This window comes from Pseudoalteromonas sp. P80D2 (assembly GCF_036680945.1).
GTDB classification, from domain to species: domain Bacteria; phylum Pseudomonadota; class Gammaproteobacteria; order Enterobacterales; family Alteromonadaceae; genus Pseudoalteromonas; species Pseudoalteromonas shioyasakiensis.
Map to the genome: position 1 here is coordinate 256,036 of NZ_JAZDAR010000022.1, position 24,792 is coordinate 280,827.

Here is a 24,792-nt window from a genome sequence, read left to right on the forward strand (position 1 = left end):
CCCCATGAACACACATGATAACCTAACGCAATTAATAGAGCATACGTGTCAAACTTATGCTGACCTTCCTGCCTATAACAGTGCGGGTAAAACACTCAGCTATGCCCAAGTTGAACAACAGTCTCGCTACTTGGCACAGTGGTTTCAACAACAAAGTGGTCTTGTTGCTGGAGACAGAATAGCCATTCAACTACCTAATATTGTTGATTACCCTATTGTTACCTATGCAGCAATTCGTGCAGGTTTAATCATAGTCAATACCAACCCGCTTTATACTGCCCGTGAAATGCAACACCAGTTTAATGATGCAGATGTGAAAGCCATTGTTATTCTTGATGCTCTTACCGATAAATTAGCAACGGTTATCAATGATACGTCGATCAAAACAGTTATTGTTGCAGCGGCTGTTGCTGAGCCAACATTGCAAGAGGGTCAATTTTCGTTAAACGAACTCATCCGCCAAGGTGAAAGACTCGCCCCTCTTGCTGCTCATCAAGCAAGTCGTGACGATATTGCTGTTTTACAGTACACCGGTGGTACCACAGGGGTTGCCAAAGCTGCGATGCTGAGTCATGGCAACATTTTAGCCAATGCCGAGCAAATGAATGAGCGCTTTGATGACATTTTAAAGCCCGGCCAAGAAACGGGTATTTGCCCGCTTCCGCTTTATCATATTTACGCCTTTACGGTGAATATGGTTGGCCTATTTGCCATGGGACAATTTAACGTACTGATCCCAAACCCTCGTGATTTAGATGCGTTAGTTAAGCAAATCGAACCATTTGAGATTAATTACTTTTCAGGGATTAACACCTTATTTATTGGCTTGTGTATGCACCCAGGGTTTAAAGCACTTAATTTTTCAAACCTAAAAATGACCGTTTCAGGGGGCGCAGCTTTAACACATGCTGCAGCTGATGCGTGGATGAATACCACAGGATGTACAATCACAGAAGGCTACGGCTTATCAGAAACCTCGCCTGTTGCAACCTTAAACGACTTTAAAAAAGAAGAAATTGGCAGCATTGGCCGCCCACTCTCTAACACTGCTATCGAAATTTGGGATGAAAACGACGAGCCTGTTGCTGACGGTGAGTCTGGCGAAATTGTTGTTAAAGGCCCGCAGGTGATGATGGGTTATTGGCAGCGCCAAGATGAAACCGACAAATGTATGAAGCGAGGTTTTTTCAAAACCGGTGATGTGGGTCTAAAACTACCAAGTGGTAATTACAAAATTGTAGACCGTTTAAAAGACATGATTATTGTTTCTGGCTTTAACGTGTACCCTAACGAAGTTGAAAACGTACTTTGTCAGCACCCAGCTATCTGTGAAGCAGCCGTTATTGGTGCAAAAGATGAAAAAACCGGTGAGCGTGTCTGTGCCTACATTACTTTAAAAGAGCAGATTGATGAGCAACAGGTGAGTGACTATTGCCGCGAAAACTTAAGTGCTTACAAAGTGCCTAAATCAATCATTTTTATGGAACAATTGCCTAAATCGACGGTTGGCAAAATTCTACGTCGAGAATTACGCCAATAATAAAGCGATCGTTTTAGCCGCCTAACTGGTATAAAATAACAGTGAGATATTAATTAAAGCATACCGTTCGGTATGCTTTTTAATTTAAGCGGTCAAAAGGTCATTATGGAAAAGTTTATTAATCACATTCAACTTGGTTACTTAGGTTTACTACCGTTTTTAGGCTGCGTAGGTTGGCCACTTATTGCGGGTAGTAATGCTGTCAACTTAGACTTTTTCACTTTTTATAGCATCGCTATTTTAGCCTTTATGGCTGGTAACTTATGGCATGCAGGACAGCAAACGCATGCTGATGCAATAAAAGCGATTATTCCTATCTTACCGATTGGCTTTTTAAGCTTTTTACCAGCAACTTGGACTCTAGTCTGGCTCGCAGCAAGTTTTTGGTTAGTACTGTTATTTGAAAAAAGCTCACCGCAGTGGCAAACCTATCACGTTGATTATCAAAAAATGCGTTTTGTTTTAACGTCTGTGGTATTTGTATGCCACATATTTGTAATTGGCATGAATATCTATCCTGAGTAGCCCTTTTCTTGCGTTTGCGGTAACATCCGCGGCTCAGTTTTTTAAGGACTTGCTATGATAGATCAACTGCGCGCTAAACTAGACCACCTTGGCGAAAATTACGTAGAAAAAAACGCTCACTTTAAAATAAAAGTGATCCCATTTTTTTGTGCGATTCACATTAAAAAAGATCATAAAAACCAAGGCAGCTTAAAGCTATATTCTAATCAGTTGATTGAAATATTTTTAGCTACCATGTTCTTGTTATTCGGCTTAATGCTTTTTGATACAGACGCAGGTTTTACCCATGGTCCTATTCATATCGTTATTGCCGTACTAATTAGTTTTAACTTAATCTTTAAGCAAATAGCTATTGAAGGTCTTAAAACTCGCTTAGCCCTTTGCCCTGAAATCGCACAAGAAACAACGCCAGCACAAGGCAAATAACAGCATGTTTTTAGACCCTAGTTGGCGAATTTTAACTGTAGGCGATGGTGATTTATCATTTTCACACTCTATTGCGCATTATATAAAACCGGCCAAGCTTGTTGCTTCAACTTATGATGATGCAAACACCATAGAACAAAAATATGCCGACAATGCACTTAGCGCCTTGCGACAACTTAACATTGAAACACTCACCGAGTTTGATGTAACAAATCCAGACTCGTGGCAGCGCTTAGATGGCGCTTGTTTTGATGTGGTTATTTTTCAATTTCCACTTATACCCGCGTTTAAAGGTGAAGCTGCATTTAAAGCAAATACCCAACAAGGTGGAATGAATGTTTTAAACCGTGCTTTGTTGCATCGCTACCTAGACTACGCAAGCCAGTTCGCATTAGATAAAAACGGCCCGATGCTCTGCTACATCACCTCTAAGGATGTAAAACCTTACCGCGAATGGAATATTGAAGGCAGCTTAAATCAAGGGCTAAACTGCCATTATCTAGGGCAAATGCCATTCGATATTAATTTATTCCCAGGCTATAAAATTCGCAATGTAGATCGCGATAAACACGTTAAAGATACCAGCGGCATTACCTATGTATTTAGCGAAAAAACTGACAATAGCATTACCGCCAAGCTGACTTTACCCGCTTATTTAGGTGATAAACACTGTGCATTATGCCGCGTAGGCCCTTATATGGCACAAGAAGATGAAGACAAACATTTGTTAAGCAAAAAACATAAACAAATGGAAAAGTTTGAACAGGATTGGCAAGCATGGCTTGCACAAAACAACGAGGAGTAACCATGAACTTTGTGATTGTAGGCACCAATTTTATAAGCGATACACTACTGAGTGCAGCTAAACAAATTGAACAATTCTCCTTATATGGTGTGTGCTCTCGAGAGCAGCAAACAGGCGAGGCTTTCCTTGCAAAGCACGACGCTCTAGACGCAAAAGTGTTTACCAATATTGAGCAAGTATGCGAAGACCCATTAGTCGATGCTGTCTACATCGCTGCACCAAATAGCTTACACAAAGACTACGCCGTGTTGTGTTTGCAAGCAGGTAAACATGTTTTAGGTGAAAAGCCTTCGGCTGCTAACAGTAAAGAACTTGAGGCCATCATTCAGGCGGCAAAAACACATCAACGCTTATACATGGAAGCGATGATGACCACCCATTTACCAAACTTCGCACGCTTAAAAAATGCCATCGAAAAAATTGGCACACCCCGCAAATATATTGGTCAATATAGTCAGTACTCATCACGTTACGATAAGTATAAAAATGGTGAGCGCCCAAATACCTTTTTACCGGAGTTTGCTAACGGCGCATTAGTCGATTTAGGTATTTATCCGCTGTATATTTTACTCGCTTTATGGGGCGCGCCTCAGAGTGTAAAAGCCAGCGGCGTGTTACTTGAAACCGGCGTTGATGGAGCTGGCGATGTATTATTAAATTACGCTGATAAGCAAGCGGTGATCAGCTATTCTAAAATCTCGCAAGGCGATAATTTTACTGAGATACAAGGTGAAAAAGGCCGTATTCGTATCGAAGCAATCTCTTTATTAAAGCGTATGCAATACATAGGTAACGATGGCACGGTTGAAGAACTCTCTGAGCCATTTGATGAACACTTTATGCGCCATGAAGTAAGCCACTTTATTCAAGCAGCGAATGCCGGACAAATTGAGTCCTCAGTTAATACTCATACGCTGTCAAAACAAGTTATGGCGGTGCTTGATGAAGCGCGAAGCCAACTTGGCGTTGTGTACCCCGCCGACCAATAAATTTAATATTCAAGGGCAGTTGACACTGCCCTTGTCATTTTAAGCCTCTTTATTACAAGCTTAAATGATGACCTCTAATTAACTTACTCGTAATTTTTATTGAAATTAGATTTTTGTACTATGGTTAATAATATTTACTTTCAATGAGAAGGGTAATATTTTGACTATTCGCTTTTTACTCAGAGCTGTTTTCGCAGCAACCATTGCCCTTGCAGCAGGCCTACTCCTCATTATTCTATTTTTGCAATCAGGCCAAGACGAAAGTATGGAGTCGGCCCAACAGCGTTATGAACTGAGTCATCTTGCTAAGTTTTCATCTTCAAATTCGATTCACCTTACAGAACTTGCTCGTCAACATGTTGTAACCTTAGATCCTCGCTATGAAGCTGAATACCATCAACTTGTTGATCAAATTCAAGGCAAAGCAGCTTGGCTAAATGGCGAAAAGAAAAGTTATGAACAGCGTTTAAAGGCCTTTAATGTAGCCGCTGATGATTTAGCCCTCTTGCAAAAATCTAACGACTTATCACTTAAATTAGTTGAAACAGAAGAAAAAGCATTTAGCTTGGTCAGTGATTTGCTTGGCCGAGATACCAATAACTTAACCCCTAGCGAGCATAAAAGGTGGGTGCAAGCTATCGAGCTTTTAACCAACGATGCTTACATGGCAGAAGTTGAGAAAATTCAGCAACCTGTGCAAGCGTTTTTAAGCTCTATTGAGAAAAAAAGTGCGGCTGAAGTCAAAGGAAATCACGACCGTGTGGTTACCTTGAGTTTAATTAGCACAGTTTTAGTCCTGACTATTATTGCTACCTTAATAGTGTGTTACTGGCAATTAGAGAAAAAGGTAATTAAAGCAACCCATGCCTTAATTGCTGAAGCTAAGCGTATCTCTGAAGGTGATTTATCTCGTTATATTGACCACAAAGCCGATGACGAAATAGGCCAGCTTGCGAGCAGCTTTAATATTATGGTTGATAAGCTATCTCAGCTTCTTAAAGAGATACATGATCAATCAGAGCAAGCGCAAGTGGCAGCAAAAAGCCTAGATGAAATTTCACAGCAAGCTAAAACGCTAAATGATATTCAAAGCCAAGCGATTGAGGTGATTTCAAGCTCAGTCTATGAAAACTCAACGGCCGTTAAAGAAGTGTCTCAAAACTGTGCAGAAGCGGCAAGCAGTGCCACCGCAGCTAATCAGAAAACCCAAGAAGGTCTACAGGTTGTACAACAAGGAGTTAGTTCTGTTGAGTCAGTGGCCGATACACTCACCAAATCACTAACAGACCTTAACCAATTAGAAGCATCAGTAAATGAAGTCACGGTTATTTTAAGTGTTATCAGTAATATAGCCGAACAAACTAATTTATTGGCACTCAATGCCGCAATCGAAGCTGCGAGAGCAGGTGAACAAGGCCGAGGTTTTGCCGTTGTTGCTGATGAGGTAAGAACTTTGGCTAGTCGCACACAAAGCTCTACTCTTGAGATCCAAGATAAAATTGACTCATTACAATCTGCAACCAATGCTGTGACGCAGAGGATACGCTCTAGCGATAATCAAATTAAAGAAGCGGTGATAAACTCAGAAAAAGTGGGCCATATGCTCGATGAAATTAGCGTACAAGCAAAAGCCATTTCTGATGCCAATATGACCATAGCTTCTGCATCTGAGCAGCAATCTCAAGTAACAGAAGAAATCGCCCAGCGTTTAAACGAAGTACAAGACACCAGTCGAAAGTCGCAGCAACAAACGCAAAGCATTTCGGACTCATCGAGTAAGCTGGCTAACTTGGCGAATAACTTAAACGGGCAAATTAATCGCTTTAAATTAAGCTAGTCGCTGATCAAGCTTAGCGACTAGCGATTAGTTTAAAATCGGTAAGTAACAGATGCACCGATAGTTTGCGGGTTAACCACTGCCACATAGCCTTGTGGGTAACGACCACTGACAGGTTCTTGTGAGGTATATGCTTCTTCATCTAAGGCGTTGTTGATGAAGGCACTTATCAACCATTGTTCAGTATCATAAGTCATCGATAAACGCGTAATGGTGTAATCACCCGCAACACGCTCTTCTGTGTTTGTTAAGTCGCCATAAAACTCATCAACATAATTGGCACTTAAATTCACTTTTAGACTATCGGTAAACCAATGCGACAGACCTAAACTCGCCGTTAACTCCGGTGCAGAGTTTAAATCATTGCCAACGGCATCAGGAAAGGCTGATGATTCATCAATTTTAGTTTTCAATAAACCGAAACCGCCATGTAACTGCCACTGATCGCCCAACATGCTGTAAGCTTCAACTTCTAAACCATAGCTATGAGCATCTTCAATATTAGTGATTTTACGTGCTGAGCTAAGCGCTTGATAACCGTTGAAGTTATTGTAAAACACATTAGCACTGATATTCATGTCACCATTATTTAAAACGCTGCGCGAACCAATTTCATAGGTATTAACGGTTTCTTCGTCGTAGTAGTAGTAATCTTCAGCAGTAAAATCGAGTGCGCCACCACCCGCGTTGTAGCCACGACGTGCACTAGCAAATAATGTCGTTTCGTCACTAATATCATATTGAATCGCGAGCTTTGGTAAACGAAGTGTGTGTGAATTATCAAGTTGCTCAACGAGCATATCACCACGAAATGCCATATTGAAATTACGTAATTGTTCTTCACGCTCAATACGCAGACCCGCTGTTAATGTTAATTCGCGGCTTAGGTTAAAGCTTGTTTCACCATAGACTGCGGTCGATTTACTGCTATCGTCGCCGTAATAGTTTGTTGCTCCCACACTTTCAAAGTCTTGGTCACGATCAAAGTAAGCAAGACCAATGAAGCCTGAGTAAAAATCATTGCTTAAACCAAAGTTAAGTTTAGAATCTACAGTGATATTACTCTCATCCATTGATACGTCAGATTCTGCGCTTTCAAGTGGCTCGTATGCTTCAAAGCCCCATTTGTAATCCATGTAAGCAACTAAAACATCTAACGATAAATCATCATTAATCTTGTAATCAACATTTACTTGCGTGGTATCAGATTCAGTATCCATAATACGTTGATATAGCGGCTCATAATCAAATGGCTCATCCGCTAAAAAGTATTTACGACCCGAATTACCTTCTTCACTGTAAGTTGAATAAGTTAGCTGTACAGCAAGATCTTCATTTGGTGTGTAAAGTAATTTAGCGCGTGTGCTGCTGGTATTTAGCTTGTTTAATTCACGATCAGTTGGATTTGTTTCGTATACCGGTGGATTCGAAAACGTTTCGCCATCAACATACTGAGTTGATAAACGAAATGCTAATACATCTTCAACTAACGCCCCTGATACCACTGCGGCAGTATCTAGGTAGCTATCTTGGTTACGATAACCGACACGTACTGCTCCTTCAAATTCTTGAGTAGGTGCTTTTGTTGTCATGTAGACAGCCCCCGCAATACTGTTACGACCATTACTGGTTGATTGCGGCCCTCGGTAAACTTCAATTTGTTCTACATCCCACAGACCCGTATCACCGGTTAAATCGGCTACAAACGGTTGGCTAACACCATCAATCAAGGTTGAAACACGAGCCTTTGAGCCACCACTAAATGAGTTAAAACCTGTTGCACCACCATTACCAGATACGCCTCGCATATCTGGCACCGAGCCTGTTAAAACTACAACGTTCGCCATTTCTGATAGTGCTTCAGATATCGACGCAAGTTGGCCGTTTTCTAAAAGCGACTTATCAACAACCGCCACTGACGACATGGTCTCTTTAAGTGACTTCTCTGTTTTTTCACCTGTAACAACAATGGTATCCATGGATTTTCGACTGCTTTGGTCGTCAGCCCATGCTGAGCCTTGCGTAACAAGTAATGATGTAAGCATAACTTTGGTGAGTGAATTAAGTTTAAATGCAGTAGCCAATGTCCTTTCCCCGTAAGAGATTATTAGAATTAAACAAATTAAGTTTGATAAAAAAGCGCTAGGAAATTAACATAAGCTTAATGATATTGCAATTGAGTTTAGTTATCATTTACAATGATATTTAACATCAACTACAACTATAATCTTATGCTCATTTTTACCGTTACCCTGCTTGTCGTTTTCGCTGTCAGTATTTTCTACTGCACCAGAAAGCAGCAGCGATTCTTAAAAAAACCAATTAAAAAACAATGGCGATTACTTTCAATTACGTTAACCGTTTGCGCACTAATACTTGCCCTTCAACAGTTTTCAACCACGGCAACCGTGTTCTTCATCATCTTTAGCATCATGCTAATGTTGATGCTGATCCCTTTTATTAGCCTGCTGCAAAGAAAAGGATAATTCATGACAAGCTCATCTAAACGCCAGCCGACTTGGTTAGGAAAAACCCTAGCAGGTACATTCTTAGGGCTGGCACTCTCATTTATTTTCGTTGCTTTTTTTGCTTGGTATGGCCCAGGAGGCATTGATGCTCGCGATAAAGTGCAATTTAACATGTGGATGATCACGCCTGTTTGGCTAACCATTTTTAGTTTTAGTTATTTATTCAACTCAGCAAAACAAGCGTGGCTTATCCTTGGCAGCTTAACTTTGCTGCTTTATGGCGTGTTTTTTATGCTAAGGAGTGCATCATGAAAGTAAGATCGGATATTCTTCGCACCTATCAAGGTGTACACACATGGACAGGCATCATTGCAGGTTTAGTGCTGTTTATTGGTTTTTATGCGGGCAGTTTGACCATGTTCAAGCATGAAATCCAGCAATGGGCAGCACCTATACAAGCTCCTAAAATCACCAGCTCTAATTATGACTACCAAACGCTGGTAGATACTGCGATTAATGAGCGAGGCGAGCAACTTGCCAAAGGCTTTAACCTTGATTTACATACCCAAGGTGCACCTCTTTCGTGGTATATCAAAGGCAATGCCCGAGGCATGGAGCTTGATAAAAAACTTAACTTCGCACACCTAAATGCTGATGGCACATTAAACGTCAGCGCACAAACCGAAAACGAACTTGCCGATTTAGTTGATTATTTACACCGTACAGCAGGCTTTATAGGCGAAATTGGCCATGACCAATCTGGTGTTTATATTCTTGGTATTGCCTGTGTTTTGTACTTTTTAGCTTTGGTCTCAGGGGTAATTATTTTACTGCCGACATTAGTTAAAACCTTTTTTGCACTGCGAAAAGAAAAAGGACCTAGTCGATTCTGGCTAGATAGCCATAACCTTATTGGTATCGCCAGTTTACCGTTTCATTTAGTCATTGCTTTTACCGTAGTCGTGTTTGCGTTTCATGATTTTATTTATGGTGGTTTAGCGCAATTTTATGATGGTAAGCCATTGTTTCAGCGCCCTGCACCTGCCGCGCAAAGTTTTCATATTGAAAACTTACCACGTATTAATGAGCAAGTACTCGCAGCGAAAAACTATGCTCCCGGCTATGAGCCAATCCACATTCGCTATAGTAATTTAAATTCGGCATCACCTTCTGCGGTGTTTATGATGAGTAACAATAATGCGGTAGTACGTGGCCCGGATACCGATTACTTATTTATGAACCCATACACGCTAGAAGTGGTTAACTCAAGCTATCCGCAAGGCGAAGATGCAGTGTGGGGTAACATGGTTGCCAGTATTTTCTCACTCCATTTTGGCACCTATGGTGGAGATTGGGGTCGTTGGGGCTACTTCATTATGGGGTTACTAGGCGCCTTCTTATTCTATTCAGGTAACTTATTATGGATAGATAAACGCTTTAAAAAAGATCCCAATAAACGCAGTACCTTGTTTATGGCTAGGCTCACCATTGGTGTTTGTTTAGGGTCTATGATAGCCGTTGCTTTCACACTCGTTGCTGCCAAATGGCTACCTACTCTTGTGAGCAACACAAACTACGCCACCCTATACAGTTATTACGCAGCTTTCTTTGCTTTTGTAATATATAGCTTCTTAAACCCTGTACAAAAGGCAACCACTGCTGGCTTTTACATGCTAGCGAGCCTGTGTGCGTTGATGGTGTTATCTACACTTTTAAAACTTGCCTCAAGTGACGTTAATTCGCTTTTTTACACAAGCTATATGGTTGATATTGTCGCTGCTATATTTGCTGCTATTTTCTTTAAAATGGCCAAACGCCAGCAACAAAAACAGACCACGCAAACCATCATGCCGACCTTTGAACAAGCAAGTCGAGCTTAAGCATTCTGAGTATGGGTATCAAAGCAATTTGATACCCATAATTTTGCTTTATCGAAAATCTGTGTCCGTTTAACGAAAAACATTTCTTCTCCAATAAAACATCAGTAGAATCGCCGCAAACTTGAGCTATTAACTTTCATAAGGACAGTGATGCAGCGCACCATTCCACCGTTTTTTATTGCTGTTATTTGCGTGCTTCTCGCAATGGTTACCATTCAATCTGGAGCCTCTGTTGCAAAGCAATTATTCCCTTTAATTGGCCCTGAAGGCACCACAGCACTGCGCTTAGGTTTTTCAGCAGCTATTTTGTGCCTTGTGTTTAAACCTTGGCGCGCATTTCCGCCTATTGGACAACGGATGCCTATCATCGTTTATGGCTTGAGTTTAGGTGGCATGAATATTCTGTTTTATTACGCGATTGAACGTATTCCTTTAGGGATAGGTGTTGCGCTAGAGTTTACTGGCCCCCTTGCGGTTGCTCTGCTTTCGTCACGTAAAAAACGCGATCTATTTTGGGTAGCCTGCGCCATTGCTGGCATTATTTTATTACTCCCAGATATGAAAGGCGAAGACAGCCTTGACCCTGTAGGTGTTATTTTAGCCCTTGCGGCGGGAGCCTGTTGGGCGTTTTATATATTGTTTGGCAAAAAAACCGGAAATCAAGGCTCAGGCGGGATGACCGTTGCTATGGGTATGAGCGTTGCCGCGATTGTACTTGTGCCTTATGGCGGCGTTTCACAAGGCACTGCACTATTAAGTTGGGAAGTGTTACCGCTCGGTATTTTAGTGGCAGTCATGTCAAGTGCACTGCCCTATACCTTAGAAATGGTGGCACTACGCAATATGCCAGCGCAAGGCTTCAGCATTATGATGAGCCTAGAGCCGGCGATTGCAGCATTGGCTGGCTTTATAATTCTCTCTGAGTTTTTGAGCGTGTGGCAGTGGTTAGCTATTTTACTCGTAATCACCGCGTCCGTTGGCAGCTCAATGTCGAGTAATTCTGAGGATCAGAAAAGTCAGAAAAACAGCTAATTTAACATTTTAAATGCTTTTTTTAATACTTAAAGACTAAATTTTAGACTCAAAAACAGCTTTTATCGGCATTCGTAAAGTGAGGGTTCTCACTATAATGCTCACTATTAATACAAAGTGGTCTTATCTCTTTGTGTCGGAATAAACCTAATAGTGGGATTTACTTATGTCGATAAAAACTAACTTGTTACTTTCAAGCCTTGCGGTTGCAAGTGCATTAGCTACATCAAATGTTGTTGCAGCTAGCTGCCAGGGCGAAATCTTTGCAATGAACTCGGGCCGTGGTGAAACCGGTGTTGTATTTAGCCTTGACGAGCAAAACAAGTCGGCCACGGCACATTCAATCGCTCAGTTTAGCTCTGCAGCGATTGCTTATGATGCCTCAACAAACCGTACTTATTATGCTTCATCACCTATTCCGTTAGAGTACAAAGTTGATGTTAGTCACCTTGATGTTAGTGATGAGCAGTATTCTCACCTACCTATTCGTGCCGATAAATTCAAATATAGTCGCTTGGCCTATTTAGATCATGCAACAGGTGAACATGTTGTGGTTGGTACAACTAAATCTGTAATTGGTATGACCTATGATGCAAGCTCTGATTCACTACTTGCAGTAAGTTTTACCAAGCTATATAGCATTAATAAAAACACTGGCGAAGCAACTGTGCTGGCTGATTATAGCGACCTTGATGGCTTGAGCCGCGCTGATTTAGTCGTTAAAAATGGCGAGCTTTTACTAATAACCACAACATCTGTTTACAGCATTGACCGCACAAGCTTTGCGGCTACAGAGCTTTCAAAACACGATTTAATCGCGGTAGGTGGTGCCACAGTAAATAAAAATGGCGACCTTGTGATCAGCCGCTCTGTCATTAACGACCATGGCGATAAAAACGAATCAAAACTATATCGCTTAGATCCTTACTCAGGCGAAACCTGCCTTGCAGCAACATTGCCAGTTCGCATTAACGACTTAACAACCAATACGCAAAATGCTGTGGCATGTGATGTAGAACCTAGCTGCTCATTACCGAGTGAATTAATTCCTTACTATTCAGAAGCAGTGATTAAACAGCTTGATAGCAACTGGAAAAGCTATGACTTTGGTGACCAAGAGTTTACAGCACCAGCTGTATTTACCTCTGCACCAACATTTAATGGTACACACGGTGGTACAAATCGTTTAACTGATGTATCACCAGAAGGTTATTCTGTATCTTTTCAAGAGTGGCAATATCTGCAAAATGGTAAAGGCCACCCTGGTACTGAGTCGTTTGACTTTTTAACGATGGACGAAGGTCGTTACACAATGAGCGATGGTACTATCGTTGAAATTGGCAGCTTTACTTTAAACGATACTAAAGCTTTTAAAGCGGTAGAATTTAGCGAAGCATTTACTGCAAAACCACATGTATTCTTGCAAACACAAACCTTTAATGGCCCACATACAGTATATACGCGAGTTGCAGGCTTAAATAACGCAGGTTTTAGTGCCGCATTTTTTGAACAAGATACTTTAAATGAAGGTCATTGGAATGAACGTGTTGCTTACTTTGCGATTCTTCCTGGCTCAGGTACAACGGGTACTCTAGAAACTCGTGCAGGTAATAAGCAATACAGCTTACACCAAGCTGATATAGATCATAACGGGGGCCAAATTGGCGATCATTTCTACCTGATACACGAAGAGCAATCTTTAGATGCTGAGGTAGTTCACACTAAAGAGCGAGTACAAGTAATGGATATCGAGGAAGTGAGCCTTGCTCAATCTATTACAAGTAGAGGTCCAGATAACTTTAGTATCCGCAGAAAATAAATACTCCTAAATCTAGGCGCCTCAGGGCGCCTTTTTAAACTTGCCTTTTCATACAGACAAAACTCTCCGACATAATTTGTTACATTTATTTGTATTAACATACCACTTTTGCGGTGAATGGTTATGATAACTATTATCAGTTGTGATAACTTACCCGCCAATTGTTTCCTTATTAAAAACAATAACCCTATAAAAATTTGCTAAATAACACGCGGAGATAAAAATGAAATTCACTCAGTTGCCTGTTGCAACCGCTATTCTTTGTGCACTTTACCCTCAAATCAGTTTTGCAGAACAAACGACTGACGTAGAGGCTAATCTCGAAAAAATCGAAATTGTAGGTATTCGACAAAACCGTATTAGTGAAGGAGCGACAGGTTTAGCGCTAGAAATAGATGAAACGCCGCAATCTATCAGTGTAATCTCTGCTGAGCAGCTAAAAAATTATTCCGCTTTTAACATTAATGATGCTTTACGCTTAGCCCCAGGTATCAATGTTGAAGAATGGGAAACGAACCGTACCAACTATACATCGCGTGGTTTTGAAATTAAGAATACACAAATTGATGGCGTTGGCTTACCAAATGACTGGGGGATCGTTACCGGCGCAATGGAAGCATACGGCTACGAAAAGATTGAAGTTATTCGTGGTGCCAATGGCTTACTTACCGGCGTAGGTAATGCATCGGGTACCCTTAACTACGTACGCAAACGCCCTAAAAACGAAAACGGCGGCGAAATCGGTGTCTCTGTTGGCTCATGGGATTTTAAACGTTTACAAGCTGACTACTCACTATTATTAACTGAATCAGGTAGTTGGGCTGCTCGTTTTGTGGCTGCCGCAGAAGATAAAGAGTCATACCTAGATGGCCTTGAGAACAATCGCGAGTTTTTCTCTGCGGTGGTAGATGGTCAGCTTACTGATAACTCAACGGTTACTATGGGTTACTCATATCAAGACGCTGATACCGATGGCAATACTTGGGGCGGCCTTGTTTATAACTACACAGATGGTACGCAAGCTAAATGGGATGTCAGCGACACAACCACCCAAGAGTGGACAATGTGGGACACCATTAACACCTCTGCATTTGTTGAATACAACTATGTTTTTGCAAACGCATGGCAGCTTCAAGCGAGCTACAACTTCCGTGGTTTTGAAGAGCAAGACAAACTTTTTTATGCATATGGCACTATTGATAAAGATACTAACCTTGGCCTAAGTGGTTCTCCTGGTCGTTATGATAGTGAAATCGATGCTGATTTATTTGAAATCAAAGCATTTGGTGCCTTTGAATTGTTTGGTAAAGAGCACCAAGCGAGCTTTGGGGTAAGCCATGCAAAAAGTGATGATGTGATGTATCAGCACCCGTTTGATTTTGCAAATACACCAGCGGCCGGACCAACTCCTGCGTTTCCGTACGATTTAGATGCGATCCCTGAACCTGATTGGTTAACACCGGTTCTTTATTCAGATATTGAACAAAAGCTAACCCGTTACTTTGGCTCGGCTCAGTTAAATATTACTGATAAATTATTTACCGTGGTTGGTTTTAACGCTATTGAATTTGAACGCTCAGGTATGAATGCCGGTGCATCAATCGATAATGACGAAAGCGAAACAAGCCCATATATCGGTTTTACCTATAAGTTAAACGACGGTTTAAACTTATATGCTAGTTACTCAGATATTTATCAGCCGCAAGAGCAAGCTGATTACAACGGCCAATACTTAGCACCTACCAAAGGCACTAACTTTGAAACCGGTGTAAAAGCTTCTTGGTGTGATGATGCCCTAATGACAACATTTGCCTACTTTACTGCAGAGCAAGATAACTTTGCGCAATATGCGGGCCTCACTGAAGATGGTATTTATTACTATGAAGGCGTGTCTATTGAGTCAGAAGGCTATGAATTTGAAGTCACTGGTAAAATCACCGACGCTATGAATATCGTCGCATCTTATACACATATTGATGTTACATATGAAAATGGTGCCGACACCAATAAATGGGCACCTCGAGATGTTGTCGGTGTAACAGTAGATTATGCGTTAACAGATGCAATGGTTGTGGGTTTAAATGGTCGTTGGCAATCTAAAATCGAAAGCACTGATTACAATGTTAAGCAAGGTAGTTACGCGCTGCTAAACGCCTTCGCGCGTTGGAATATTAATGACCAAGTTGCAGTACAGGCTAACGTTAATAATATTACTGATGAGCAGTACATCAATAGCTTACAAACTGTAGGTTATTATGGCGCGCCAACAAACGGTAGCCTAACTCTGACTTATAAGTTCTAAACGCTGTTTAGAAAAAAGTGTCGCCCGAATGGGCGACACACATCTATTAATTAGGGCAATTACCTAATTCATAATACCCAGCACTAGTTTGCGCTAAGATACTGGTATAAAAGGTGTTATAAAGACCAAGGTTATCACCTGAGCCTACCGCATAGGCGTAAGAGCCATTCGTGGTTGCGCGATTTGCTTGCACATGCGCATAGTTGCTTGAGGTGGTTTCAGTGCATTGGTAATCACCATTCGGTGTTGAGTCACACGCATCACCCACACCATCTGCATCACTATCCAGTTGATCACTATTGGCCACCAGCGGGCAGTTATCTAGGCTATCACTGACACCATCGCTGTCGGAGTCACTCGTTTCACCATCAGGAGTGCTGTCACACACATTACCAATCCCGTCATTATCGTTATCGGCTTGATCAGCATTCGCTACATTCGGGCAATTATCTGTGCCGTCGAGCACACCGTCGTTGTCTGCGTCATTAGTCGGTTCTGTGGTGGTTTTGCATGCTTGTAATGGCCCTGCACAACTTGAGTCATCATCAGCAATCCACTGACATTGATTTGTACCCGCTGAATACTCGCGCATTGTAAAGGCAGCGGTTCCAAACGCTAAATAACAGGCAGAATAACCTTCGCCCCAGCTAATATGGCCTTCGTTGATATGAAGATTGTAATCGCCTGTCACGCCAGCATCGATAACAAAGCTAATGCTATCTGTTGATGTCAGCAAAGTATCATCGCTCGCGGTTATCACTGCGCTATTATTGCCACCCGCTAGATTGCATTGCTCAGCAAAATACTCAAGCCCATTCACAGTAGCCGTCACATCACCATTGCTAAAACTGACCACGACAGTACTTAAGTTTTGATTATCATCAATCACCGTTCCCGTCACTGTAGCGCACTGCCCGTTTACACTAGCCGCAGTATCACTCAGTAGTGGTGCTGTAGCTGCTGGCTCTGGCCCAACGCGTACCGTAAGATTAGCTTCATCACCTTGTTTCGCTTCATTATCTGTGGCACTTACACGCACTTCATAAAGTCCATCGCTGAGTGCACTTGTCACCCCGCTAAAAGTATTATTCGCATCGACTTGCACGTTCAGTGACTCAATTAAGCTTGCCGCGCCACCGGCTAGGCTATACACGTTAATATCAACATTGGTTACACTGCCTTCTGGGTCGATTGCACTGCCTGTAATGGTGAGCTGGTTATTACTGTCTGTGGCAGTTAAATTACTAATTTCAGGGCCTGCATTACGATCAACTCGTTTATTGTTAGCCGCAAAGTACTCACCGAGATAGGTTGCAAAATTAATACTGTTTGCCGCCACATAATCACCAGACGCACCTTGCCCGCCCGACCATGAGTGATCCAAATTATTAAACCACAGCATAGCAACCCGATTGTCTTGCCAAAGTGACAGCTCAGCAGTACGCGTTGCATCATCACTTATTGTCGTCGTGCCTGAAAGTTGATTAACCCCATAAAGCGCAGCAAAGCCATCTGCGTTTTGCTGGTTATAACAGGTATTGACTGTGGTATCGGCAGTGCCGTGACCTATTGCCGCTATTTGTGTCGCAAAATGATCTTTATAACTGCCAGCATAGCTTTCACAGCGGGATACAAAGGTGTTTTCAGACACTGTTTCACAAGTCGAAATTGCCCCACTTGAACTTGTGCCGATGGTCGGCCCGGCGCTTGGTGCAACCCCGGCAAATACATCAGGCGCCACACAAGCCGTTTGTGCAGCCATTGCCGCCCCAGATGATAAGCCTGCAATATACACTTGTTTAGGGTCAATATTACGCGCTGCATCAGAACTTAATGCATTGGCTAAATTAATTAAATTCTTATAATCGCCAGAGCTTCTATTGATTGCTCCTTGCCAATATGACCAGCAGCTATAGCCTGCTTTATTCATAGCATCAGGAACGGCTATTACCATGCCATGGGCTTCGGCTGCATCTTCAAGATTCGCAGTTAAGTAGTTATTAATGGGTTGTACGCAGCCATGTAATACCAGCATCAAAGAATGGCCATTGCCTATGCTTGATTGCGAATCAGGAGTGTAAATATGAACATTATTAAAACCACCAATGCTGACATTTTGCTGCCAACTCCCTGCAAAACTTGGCTGTGAGAAAATAGCAGCACAGAGCACTGCGAGCGGAGTAAACGACGCTGATTTTCGTTTACATAATTGTGTTACTTTTTGCATATATCGCCTTTATAGTCGTTATCATTGTTGTCTGTCAGTTGATGACTAACCCAATGTAGTAGAACTATTTAAAAAGCGAACCATAACTATAGTGCTACACCTATAAGAAACCTTAACCCCAAATAACCACTTTTTATTAATGCACTTTAGTGGATTAAAACAAAAAAGCGCTGCAGGTTTCTGCAGCGCTTTTACTAAAACAAATGAGTCATTGTAAATTAATATATCGTTAGCTTGATATTGTTTATTCCTCTTTCTGCCACAGGTCGACCTTGTGGGCCAAGGTGGTGTGCAGCGTGGAACTTAGACCCTATTGCACTAATTCTGTGTAAGAAGCTAATTTCTTCATCATATTTAAGTGCTAATGTATTATCAGGACGCTCACCATCATCAGGCTGCATAACTCGCGCATATAGATCTGGAGTTGCAGTAGAGAAAGTGATTTCACTTTGCTCAGAGCTTAATGTAAGCCACTGAATATCCGAGAAGTACCCTTTAAACTCTGGTAATTCCCAGCGCTCGCCAGCAACGCCTTCATTATAATCATTTTCCCAAACAGAGTAGTTTACGCCCTCTAAGCGGTTAGCCCATACACGGTAAGGGCCATCACCTAACCAACGTTTATGCTCAATTGCTTTTTTCGGATAATTAAAACCAACGCCATGAAGGATGTATTCACCGTCAAGCCAGTAATCAACATCCATTGATAAATGACCTTCAGGGTGAACAGTCCAAGTTAGCTTTGTAATGCCTGCTGGCGGGTTCATCACTTCAATCACTAAATCATTAGCAATAATTTCAGACTTTAATTCTGTCGGTTTTTTATCTTGTTGCGCTTCTTTCTCAGCATTTGGATCATGAGTTAGCCATGAACCAATACCATTATAAACCCCTTTATTTAGTGAGTTATCAGAACGAAGTAGCTTAGGACCATTTGTCAACGCCGCAGTTTGACCTTGCTTACTGTATGACTTTAATAGACCTGTTGTTGCATCAAAAATAATTGTTCTATCAGCAGCCTTAACCGCTAACTCAGATTCGTTTTGACTAACAATTTGAGCTGGTTTAGTTGCTGATGCCTGATTTTCAAATTGCTCTTGAGTTAATTTTGCAAGTTTAGCCGCACTTTGGATAGGCCAAGCATCTGTCCAAATTGAATTCTGCTGCTGGTCAAAAAATTCAACCTCTAACCAACCATTTTGCTGCCAATTGTCAGGTAAGTTCAATTGTACTGTTCCTGTCGAGTCTGGCTTAATAGCAGGGAGTGTGGCTTTATTGCTCGCCACAAGCTGCTTCTTATCAGAAAACGCAGTCACTGGCTGATATAAACGCCATTCGAGCGACATAGTTGATAGATCAACAAAGTCATACAGGTTTTTAACTTGCAACTGACCGTCAAAAGAACCGGCAAGTAACTGGCCATTCTTTAAGTTTTCAACTTGGATTGGTGACCAAATCTCTTTAATTGTAAAAAAGCTCGCTTCTTTTTCACCATAAGGTCCAACAATACCATCTGGCGCATGGTTAAAGTCGGTATCAACACGGCCATTTTGATCTGTACGCTCAACACCTTCATCAGCAAACACCCACAAGAAACCACCGGCACCAACAGGAGTTGACATCATGAAGTCCCAAAAATCTCTCAAACCTGCACCATGGCCACCATCATACAAGCCATGTAAGAATTCGGTTGGGAAAAATACTTCATTACGGGCTTTTTTAGCTACTAGTTCCGAGTAAGTTGGGTAATGATCAGTATCGATATTACGGAACAACTCCCAAGGATGAAGAATTGGACGGTTTTGAATGTCATAAAGGTGATAATCATCATCAACATCGGTATTAAAACCGCCTTCATTACCGTTCGCCCAGAATAAAATACTTGGGTGTGCTTGGTCACGTTTAACAAGCTGAGCAACTAGGCGTCTCGCTGATGGCGTATCAATAACTGGCTTTTGCCATGTGCCTAACTCATTAATAACATAAATACCAAGACGGTCCGCCGCTTCTAAAAAGTGCACATCGGGTGGGTAATGCGACATTCTAACAGCATTCATGTTCATGCTTTTCATCGTCTTAATGTCATCGATGCTGGCTTGTTTAGTCATAGTACGTCCAGTTGCTGGACGGAAGCTGTGACGGTTAACCCCTTTAAGGATAATTTTTTCGCCATTTAAATATAAGCCGTCATGTGGGCGTAATTCAAAAGTTCTAAAGCCAAAGGTTTTATCGAACCTATGTAGAGTTTTAGAGCCTTCTTTTAAATCAATACGTACTTGATATAAATTAGGCGTCTCGGCGCTCCAAAGCTTAGGAGAGTCCACGTTAGTTGCTAAGTTAACCTTGTTACCATTAAGTGTGGCATTAAACGTTTCACTTACAGGATTGCCATCTAAATCTAAAATTTGTGCTTCAACTACAGAAGCATTTGATTTATCTAGTCCTTCGAGATAAACATCCATTTTAAATACACCAGACGCTTTTGCATCTAATGAAACCCAATCAATATGAGATTGTGGCAAAGACTGTAAAAAGACTTGACGATAGATACCACCGAACACCCAGTAGTCTGCTGCGCGTTCTGCTGCTTCGATACTTTTGTTAGCCGAAACTTTATCTACCACAACCTTTAGCTCATTAGCTTCACCACTTTTTAAATATGGCGTTATGTCATAGCTGAATCGATAAAAACCACCTTGGTGGGTTGGGCCCACTTGTTGTTGGTTCACAAACACAGTGGCATCTGTCATCACACCATCAAAAACAATTTCAATTTTGCGACCAGACCAATCAGCAGGTAGGGTAAAATCACGACGATAAATACCTTGTTCGCTATGTTTATCTGGGATGTAGCCGTAATCATAGTTACCGAAGCCTTGTTGCTCCCAGTTAGAAGGAACATCTATTTTGCTCCATTGACCACAGTTTTGCCCTTCACTACAGTAAAAGTCCCATTTCACCGCATCATCACTGCCGGTGCCGCTTAACATCATGATGTCTGTTTTAGCTTGATCATTAGGCTGAATGTCAACACTTTGCTGACTATTACAGGCTACAAACAAGAAGCTTAAGCAAGCGATAAACGCATTTCTTATAATACTGGTTTCAAACCATGCAGGTTTGCTTATTAACCTTAACTTTTTTTCAAGCCGGCCAAAATAATCCTTCCTCATATGTGTTCCTCTAACTGTTGAAATTATAATGTTTTTAGAAAATTTTAAGTCTACACAAGCTTATATTAACACCAATTATATACATATCATAATACAATTGCCACCGGTAGCATTTTGAACTTTATCCTCCTTGCGTGCTTGTTTTACGCATCATATTTGACACTACAAAACGTACTATCATATTAATTTTAATAAATAAATTAACAATCATGTCATTTATTACTTAGCTTGCACCAAAAAGAAATAAAGCTTTGCACAACAACAGAACAAACTCTTCCTGAAGCAGAAAATAATACAAACCGCCATGTAACTACACATCTAAATTCTTTATTTGAAAATCATTAAAAAATTAAACCGTTGATAATAAATGACTTATTTTTAAAATACACAGAAATAAGTAACAAATCATTAAAAAGAATATAATAATACTTAAACATCTAAATTTTCTGTGTTATAAAATTTAGGAGCGTGGTTAGGGGGATGAAGACAACACAACAAGCCTGGCATGCTTACTTGCGGTGCAACTATTTGGCTAAAAATGCCACCGGTGGCAAAAATGCAGGAAAAATACACTTATTAAAAAAACACACGATATCAGCACCTTGTCGAACATTAGAGGTTTTTCTAATGATGCTGATTTAACACTGAATCAAATAACTTCTGTTATTGATTCGCATTAAAATAATTTTGGAGGTTATTTTAAATGTTTAAGAAAACGACATTAGCCAGCACAATTTGTATGGCCCTTTTTGGGCAATGTGTTTATGCAGCAGATGAGGCTGCAGAGCAAACACAAAACGCTCAAGCAAATGACAACAATGATTCCCTTGAAATAATTGAGGTTGTTGGGATCCGAAGCAGCTTAAATAAAGCCGTTAATATCAAGCGCCAATCAATTCAGGTTGTTGATGCGATTGTTGCCGAAGATATTGGTAAGTTTCCTGATAATAACCTTGTTGAGGCGCTACAACGTGTAACGGGTGTACAGGTAACAGACCGCGCATCGGGTGAAGTAAATACTGTTACAATCCGTGGCTTAACCGATGTTACAACAACAATTAATGGCCGCGAAATGTTCACCGCAGCAGGGCGTCAACTTGCTGTTGCAGACATACCTGCAGCATTACTTGAAAGTGTAGAGGTATACAAAACACGCAACGCCAGCCAATTAGCGAGCGGTATTGCGGGTCAACTTAATGTTCGCACCCAACGCCCATTTAATTTTGAAGGCTCAAAGGTTGTGGTCAATGCCCGTGGCGTTTATCAAGACCAATCTGAAGAAACCGATCCTATAGTGAGTGTGCTTGCCAGCAATCGTTGGGAATCATCAGTTGGTGATGTCGGCGCATTAATTAACCTTTCATTTGCTAGCACCAGCTACCGAGATGAAAATAGTGCACCAGGTGGTTTCGTGCCATTTAGAGCTGATAACTTAAATCGCATTTACCCATGGCCAACTGGCCTTGAACACGGTATGGACAGAACGCCAGGGGCAACCATGTATGACCCTGCAACTGACAGTGAGGTTGAGTACTATCTAAGTCGTGACGCACTAAATCAGTCAGATCTAACTGGTAAACGTGAACGCCCAGCAGTAAACCTGTCATTTCAATGGGCACCAAATGATACATCAGAGTATATTTTCGAAGCATTTTACAATGGCTACCGCAACGAAAGTAATAACCACCTACTATTTTCATACGCAGATTCTTCACGGGTAGAAACCGTGACACAACCAGTGTTGTTTGAAGGCACAAATGTCATCAAATCCCGTGCTTGGGGTGACTCAGGTGCATTTACCAGCGGCGACTTTTCTAAGAGCCAAACTGATAGCTACATGTTTGCATTAGGTGGTAAATGGGCGCTATCTGAAGATGCAACACTAAAATCTGAGTTGGTCTATCAAACAAGTAAATATGAACGTGAGTTTGTTGCTATGCAGGCAAATACTCGTTTCCCATTTGTCATGGCAGACTTCAATCATGAAGACGGCATCATGGCATGGACTGTTTACGATGAAGAGTTTGGTACTCCACTTGATTTAACCGATCCAAGCTTATGGACCACCAGTACCATGTTCGACAACGGCGGTGAGGATAATGGTGATGGCTTAACATTCACGCTTGACCTCGACTTCTATGTTGACTGGGGTATCTTTACAAAAGCTAAAGCAGGTGTTCGTTATGATAAACGTACAGCTGATAGCAGTAGTCGTGATTCTAATCGATTTAACCCTATTCCATTAGCATCTCTAGGCTCAGAAGCGCACTACGTAAATAGTGATTTCTTTGATGGGAAAAGTGATTTGCCGAGATCATGGGTTGCCTTTAATGCAAAAAACTTATGGCAAAACCGTGCAGAGTATCGTGATACGTTTAATTTCTACGATAGCGCCGATGGCGAGCGTCGAATGACGCTACAAAAGAACTTCGATATCGATCAAACTTCATGGGCTGCGTATGTGCAAAGCCAATTTGAAACACAACTTTTTGGTAATCGATTAGACGGTGATATTGGTCTTCGCTATACCTACGCAGGCGCTGACATGGACTTTTACCACTGGGATGGAGAAGTTGGTGGCATAGTACAAAGTACTGGCCGAAACAGTAGCGCAAAGTTCTTACCTAATTTAACGCTACGCTATCATTTAAGCGATGATTTAATTACTCGTTTTGCTTATACGCAAACCTTACGCCGCCCAGAGTTTGGCCAATTAAATAGTTTTATTAATTTACGTCCAGACACTACAAATGTTGGCTATGGCAACGCAAGCGGTGGTAATCAAAGTCTACGCCCAGTTGAATCTACGAACTATGACTTCTCACTAGAATACTACTTTAATGAAGGTAGCTCAGCGTATGCGACCTACTTCTACAGAGATATAGAAGGATTTGTTTTTGATTCATTACGCCAAGCTCAATTTCCAAACCCAGAAACAGGCGAGATGGAAGATTATATACTTTCTCAACCCGGCAACACCTCCAATGGTGTTCTTAAAGGCGTTGAAGTTGGCTTAGTTTACTTCCCTGAATCTGTTCCACAATGGTTAGATGGCATTGGCCTTCAAGCAAGTGGTACCTTCTTGGATTCGGATCAAGACATTCCAATCTTCAGCAACGAAGGTGAATTAACAGGGTACACAAACAGAAGCGTATTTGGTGTTTCAGATACCTCTTACAGCGGTGTATTAATTTATGAACGAGAAAATTTCAGCACTCGCCTCTCTTACGTTTGGCGTGACTCATTCTTAAATCGCTATGGCTCAGGTCGTTTCGCGCATCCACGAGGAGTTTATCGTCGACCAGAACAAAGTTTAGACTTCCAAGTAAGTTACGATGTCACTGAAGACTTAGTTGTGACATTTGATGCGACAAACCTAACAGATGAGGTTTATCGTCAATACTACGAACTACCAACTGTTCTAAACGACTCAGCGTCTATTTATAGCCGTACATTCGGCTTAGGATTCCGCTATAGCTTCTAACTAAGTTTAGCAAAACCAAGGAAGGTTTATTTGATTTCCCCATCAAGTTAGAAAATAAAGCACTGTACCCTCAGGGTCGGTGCTTTTTTCATTTTAGATAGACTAGATTTATCTTCGCGCAACAACATTGCCACCGGTGGCAACATTTGCTAAAGTTGATTGCATAAATAACAGTCTTAGGCCATTAAAAAACAACTAACGTGCCTAAGTTACTCACTGCTAATTAAGTTTAGTCATTACATATTTAAATTTTGCCACCGCTGGCAACGCAAGATTTTGAGGAAC

The 24,792-nt window shown here is 41.4% G+C and carries 15 protein-coding genes; 12 read left to right on the top strand and 3 right to left on the bottom strand.

Going from position 1 to position 24,792, the window contains the following annotated elements; genetic code table 11:
* Positions 1-4: 4 nt before the first annotated feature.
* From VRK28_RS03755 to VRK28_RS03780, 6 genes are all read left to right on the top strand, one after another.
* Positions 5-1,540 carry an AMP-binding protein gene (locus VRK28_RS03755; RefSeq protein ID WP_253048772.1) on the top strand — a complete coding sequence of 512 codons (1,536 nt, stop codon included), beginning with the start codon at positions 5-7 and terminating at the stop codon, positions 1,538-1,540.
* Positions 1,541-1,645: 105 nt separating this feature from the next.
* The gene (locus VRK28_RS03760; protein WP_062565938.1) at positions 1,646-2,065 is read left to right on the top strand and encodes a DUF3429 domain-containing protein; all 420 of its coding nucleotides are present in this window, start codon (positions 1,646-1,648) and stop codon (positions 2,063-2,065) included.
* A gap of 54 nt (positions 2,066-2,119) precedes the next feature.
* Positions 2,120-2,491 carry a hypothetical protein gene (locus VRK28_RS03765; protein WP_252949893.1) on the top strand — a complete coding sequence of 124 codons (372 nt, stop codon included), beginning with the start codon at positions 2,120-2,122 and terminating at the stop codon, positions 2,489-2,491.
* Between the two features lie 4 nt (positions 2,492-2,495).
* Positions 2,496-3,296 (top strand): class I SAM-dependent methyltransferase, encoded by an 801-nt coding sequence (locus VRK28_RS03770; protein WP_332393403.1) that lies wholly within the window; start codon positions 2,496-2,498, stop codon positions 3,294-3,296.
* A gap of 2 nt (positions 3,297-3,298) precedes the next feature.
* Complete coding sequence (locus VRK28_RS03775) at positions 3,299-4,285, top strand: Gfo/Idh/MocA family protein (protein WP_332393404.1); 987 nt, start codon at positions 3,299-3,301, stop codon at positions 4,283-4,285.
* A 160-nt stretch (positions 4,286-4,445) separates the two neighbouring features.
* Positions 4,446-6,122 (top strand): methyl-accepting chemotaxis protein, encoded by a 1,677-nt coding sequence (locus VRK28_RS03780; protein ID WP_332393405.1) that lies wholly within the window; start codon positions 4,446-4,448, stop codon positions 6,120-6,122.
* A gap of 32 nt (positions 6,123-6,154) precedes the next feature.
* Here the strand turns inward: VRK28_RS03780 and VRK28_RS03785 are convergent, their stop codons facing one another.
* Positions 6,155-8,167, bottom strand: coding sequence for a TonB-dependent receptor (locus tag VRK28_RS03785; protein ID WP_250660899.1), 2,013 nt, complete (start codon positions 8,165-8,167; stop codon positions 6,155-6,157).
* 444 nt (positions 8,168-8,611) lie between these two features.
* On the opposite strand from VRK28_RS03785, the gene VRK28_RS03790 reads away from it, so the two are divergent.
* The 5 genes from VRK28_RS03790 to VRK28_RS03810 all read left to right on the top strand — a co-directional run bounded on the left by VRK28_RS03790 (position 8,612) and on the right by VRK28_RS03810 (position 15,623).
* Positions 8,612-8,902 carry a hypothetical protein gene (locus tag VRK28_RS03790; protein ID WP_062565769.1) on the top strand — a complete coding sequence of 97 codons (291 nt, stop codon included), beginning with the start codon at positions 8,612-8,614 and terminating at the stop codon, positions 8,900-8,902.
* Positions 8,899-10,470 (top strand): PepSY-associated TM helix domain-containing protein, encoded by a 1,572-nt coding sequence (locus tag VRK28_RS03795; protein ID WP_332393406.1) that lies wholly within the window; start codon positions 8,899-8,901, stop codon positions 10,468-10,470. Before VRK28_RS03790 ends, VRK28_RS03795 begins: the two co-directional genes overlap by 4 nt.
* Positions 10,471-10,620: 150 nt before the next feature.
* Positions 10,621-11,502: an EamA family transporter gene (locus VRK28_RS03800; RefSeq protein WP_332393407.1), complete on the top strand. Its 882-nt coding sequence runs from the start codon at positions 10,621-10,623 to the stop codon at positions 11,500-11,502.
* A gap of 166 nt (positions 11,503-11,668) precedes the next feature.
* The gene (locus VRK28_RS03805; protein ID WP_332393409.1) at positions 11,669-13,321 is read left to right on the top strand and encodes a hypothetical protein; all 1,653 of its coding nucleotides are present in this window, start codon (positions 11,669-11,671) and stop codon (positions 13,319-13,321) included.
* 223 nt (positions 13,322-13,544) lie between these two features.
* Positions 13,545-15,623 carry a TonB-dependent siderophore receptor gene (locus VRK28_RS03810; protein WP_332393411.1) on the top strand — a complete coding sequence of 693 codons (2,079 nt, stop codon included), beginning with the start codon at positions 13,545-13,547 and terminating at the stop codon, positions 15,621-15,623.
* A gap of 46 nt (positions 15,624-15,669) precedes the next feature.
* Here VRK28_RS03810 and VRK28_RS03815 read toward each other — a convergent pair whose 3' ends face one another.
* Entirely contained in the window at positions 15,670-17,850 is a 2,181-nt protein-coding gene (locus VRK28_RS03815; protein ID WP_332393413.1) for an extracellular catalytic domain type 1 short-chain-length polyhydroxyalkanoate depolymerase, read from the bottom strand.
* Between the two features lie 218 nt (positions 17,851-18,068).
* Positions 18,069-21,023 (bottom strand): glycoside hydrolase family 2 protein, encoded by a 2,955-nt coding sequence (locus VRK28_RS03820; protein WP_332393415.1) that lies wholly within the window; start codon positions 21,021-21,023, stop codon positions 18,069-18,071.
* Between the two features lie 703 nt (positions 21,024-21,726).
* Here VRK28_RS03820 and VRK28_RS03825 point away from each other — a divergent pair.
* Positions 21,727-24,507 (top strand): TonB-dependent receptor, encoded by a 2,781-nt coding sequence (locus VRK28_RS03825; protein ID WP_062565775.1) that lies wholly within the window; start codon positions 21,727-21,729, stop codon positions 24,505-24,507.
* Positions 24,508-24,792: the final 285 nt, after the last annotated feature.

What these genes read in the sequence shown, in the direction of transcription:
- VRK28_RS03755 (WP_253048772.1), top strand. Translation starts at nt 5, where the DNA reads ATGAACACACATGATAACCTAACGCAATTAATAGAGCATACGTGTCAA.
- VRK28_RS03760 (WP_062565938.1), top strand. Translation starts at nt 1,646, where the DNA reads ATGGAAAAGTTTATTAATCACATTCAACTTGGTTACTTAGGTTTACTA.
- VRK28_RS03765 (WP_252949893.1), top strand. Translation starts at nt 2,120, where the DNA reads ATGATAGATCAACTGCGCGCTAAACTAGACCACCTTGGCGAAAATTAC.
- VRK28_RS03770 (WP_332393403.1), top strand. Translation starts at nt 2,496, where the DNA reads ATGTTTTTAGACCCTAGTTGGCGAATTTTAACTGTAGGCGATGGTGAT.
- VRK28_RS03775 (WP_332393404.1), top strand. Translation starts at nt 3,299, where the DNA reads ATGAACTTTGTGATTGTAGGCACCAATTTTATAAGCGATACACTACTG.
- VRK28_RS03785 (WP_250660899.1), bottom strand. Translation starts at nt 8,167, where the DNA reads ATGCTTACATCATTACTTGTTACGCAAGGCTCAGCATGGGCTGACGAC.
- VRK28_RS03790 (WP_062565769.1), top strand. Translation starts at nt 8,612, where the DNA reads ATGACAAGCTCATCTAAACGCCAGCCGACTTGGTTAGGAAAAACCCTA.
- VRK28_RS03795 (WP_332393406.1), top strand. Translation starts at nt 8,899, where the DNA reads ATGAAAGTAAGATCGGATATTCTTCGCACCTATCAAGGTGTACACACA.
- VRK28_RS03800 (WP_332393407.1), top strand. Translation starts at nt 10,621, where the DNA reads ATGCAGCGCACCATTCCACCGTTTTTTATTGCTGTTATTTGCGTGCTT.
- VRK28_RS03805 (WP_332393409.1), top strand. Translation starts at nt 11,669, where the DNA reads ATGTCGATAAAAACTAACTTGTTACTTTCAAGCCTTGCGGTTGCAAGT.
- VRK28_RS03810 (WP_332393411.1), top strand. Translation starts at nt 13,545, where the DNA reads ATGAAATTCACTCAGTTGCCTGTTGCAACCGCTATTCTTTGTGCACTT.
- VRK28_RS03815 (WP_332393413.1), bottom strand. Translation starts at nt 17,850, where the DNA reads ATGCAAAAAGTAACACAATTATGTAAACGAAAATCAGCGTCGTTTACT.
- VRK28_RS03820 (WP_332393415.1), bottom strand. Translation starts at nt 21,023, where the DNA reads ATGAGGAAGGATTATTTTGGCCGGCTTGAAAAAAAGTTAAGGTTAATA.
- VRK28_RS03825 (WP_062565775.1), top strand. Translation starts at nt 21,727, where the DNA reads ATGTTTAAGAAAACGACATTAGCCAGCACAATTTGTATGGCCCTTTTT.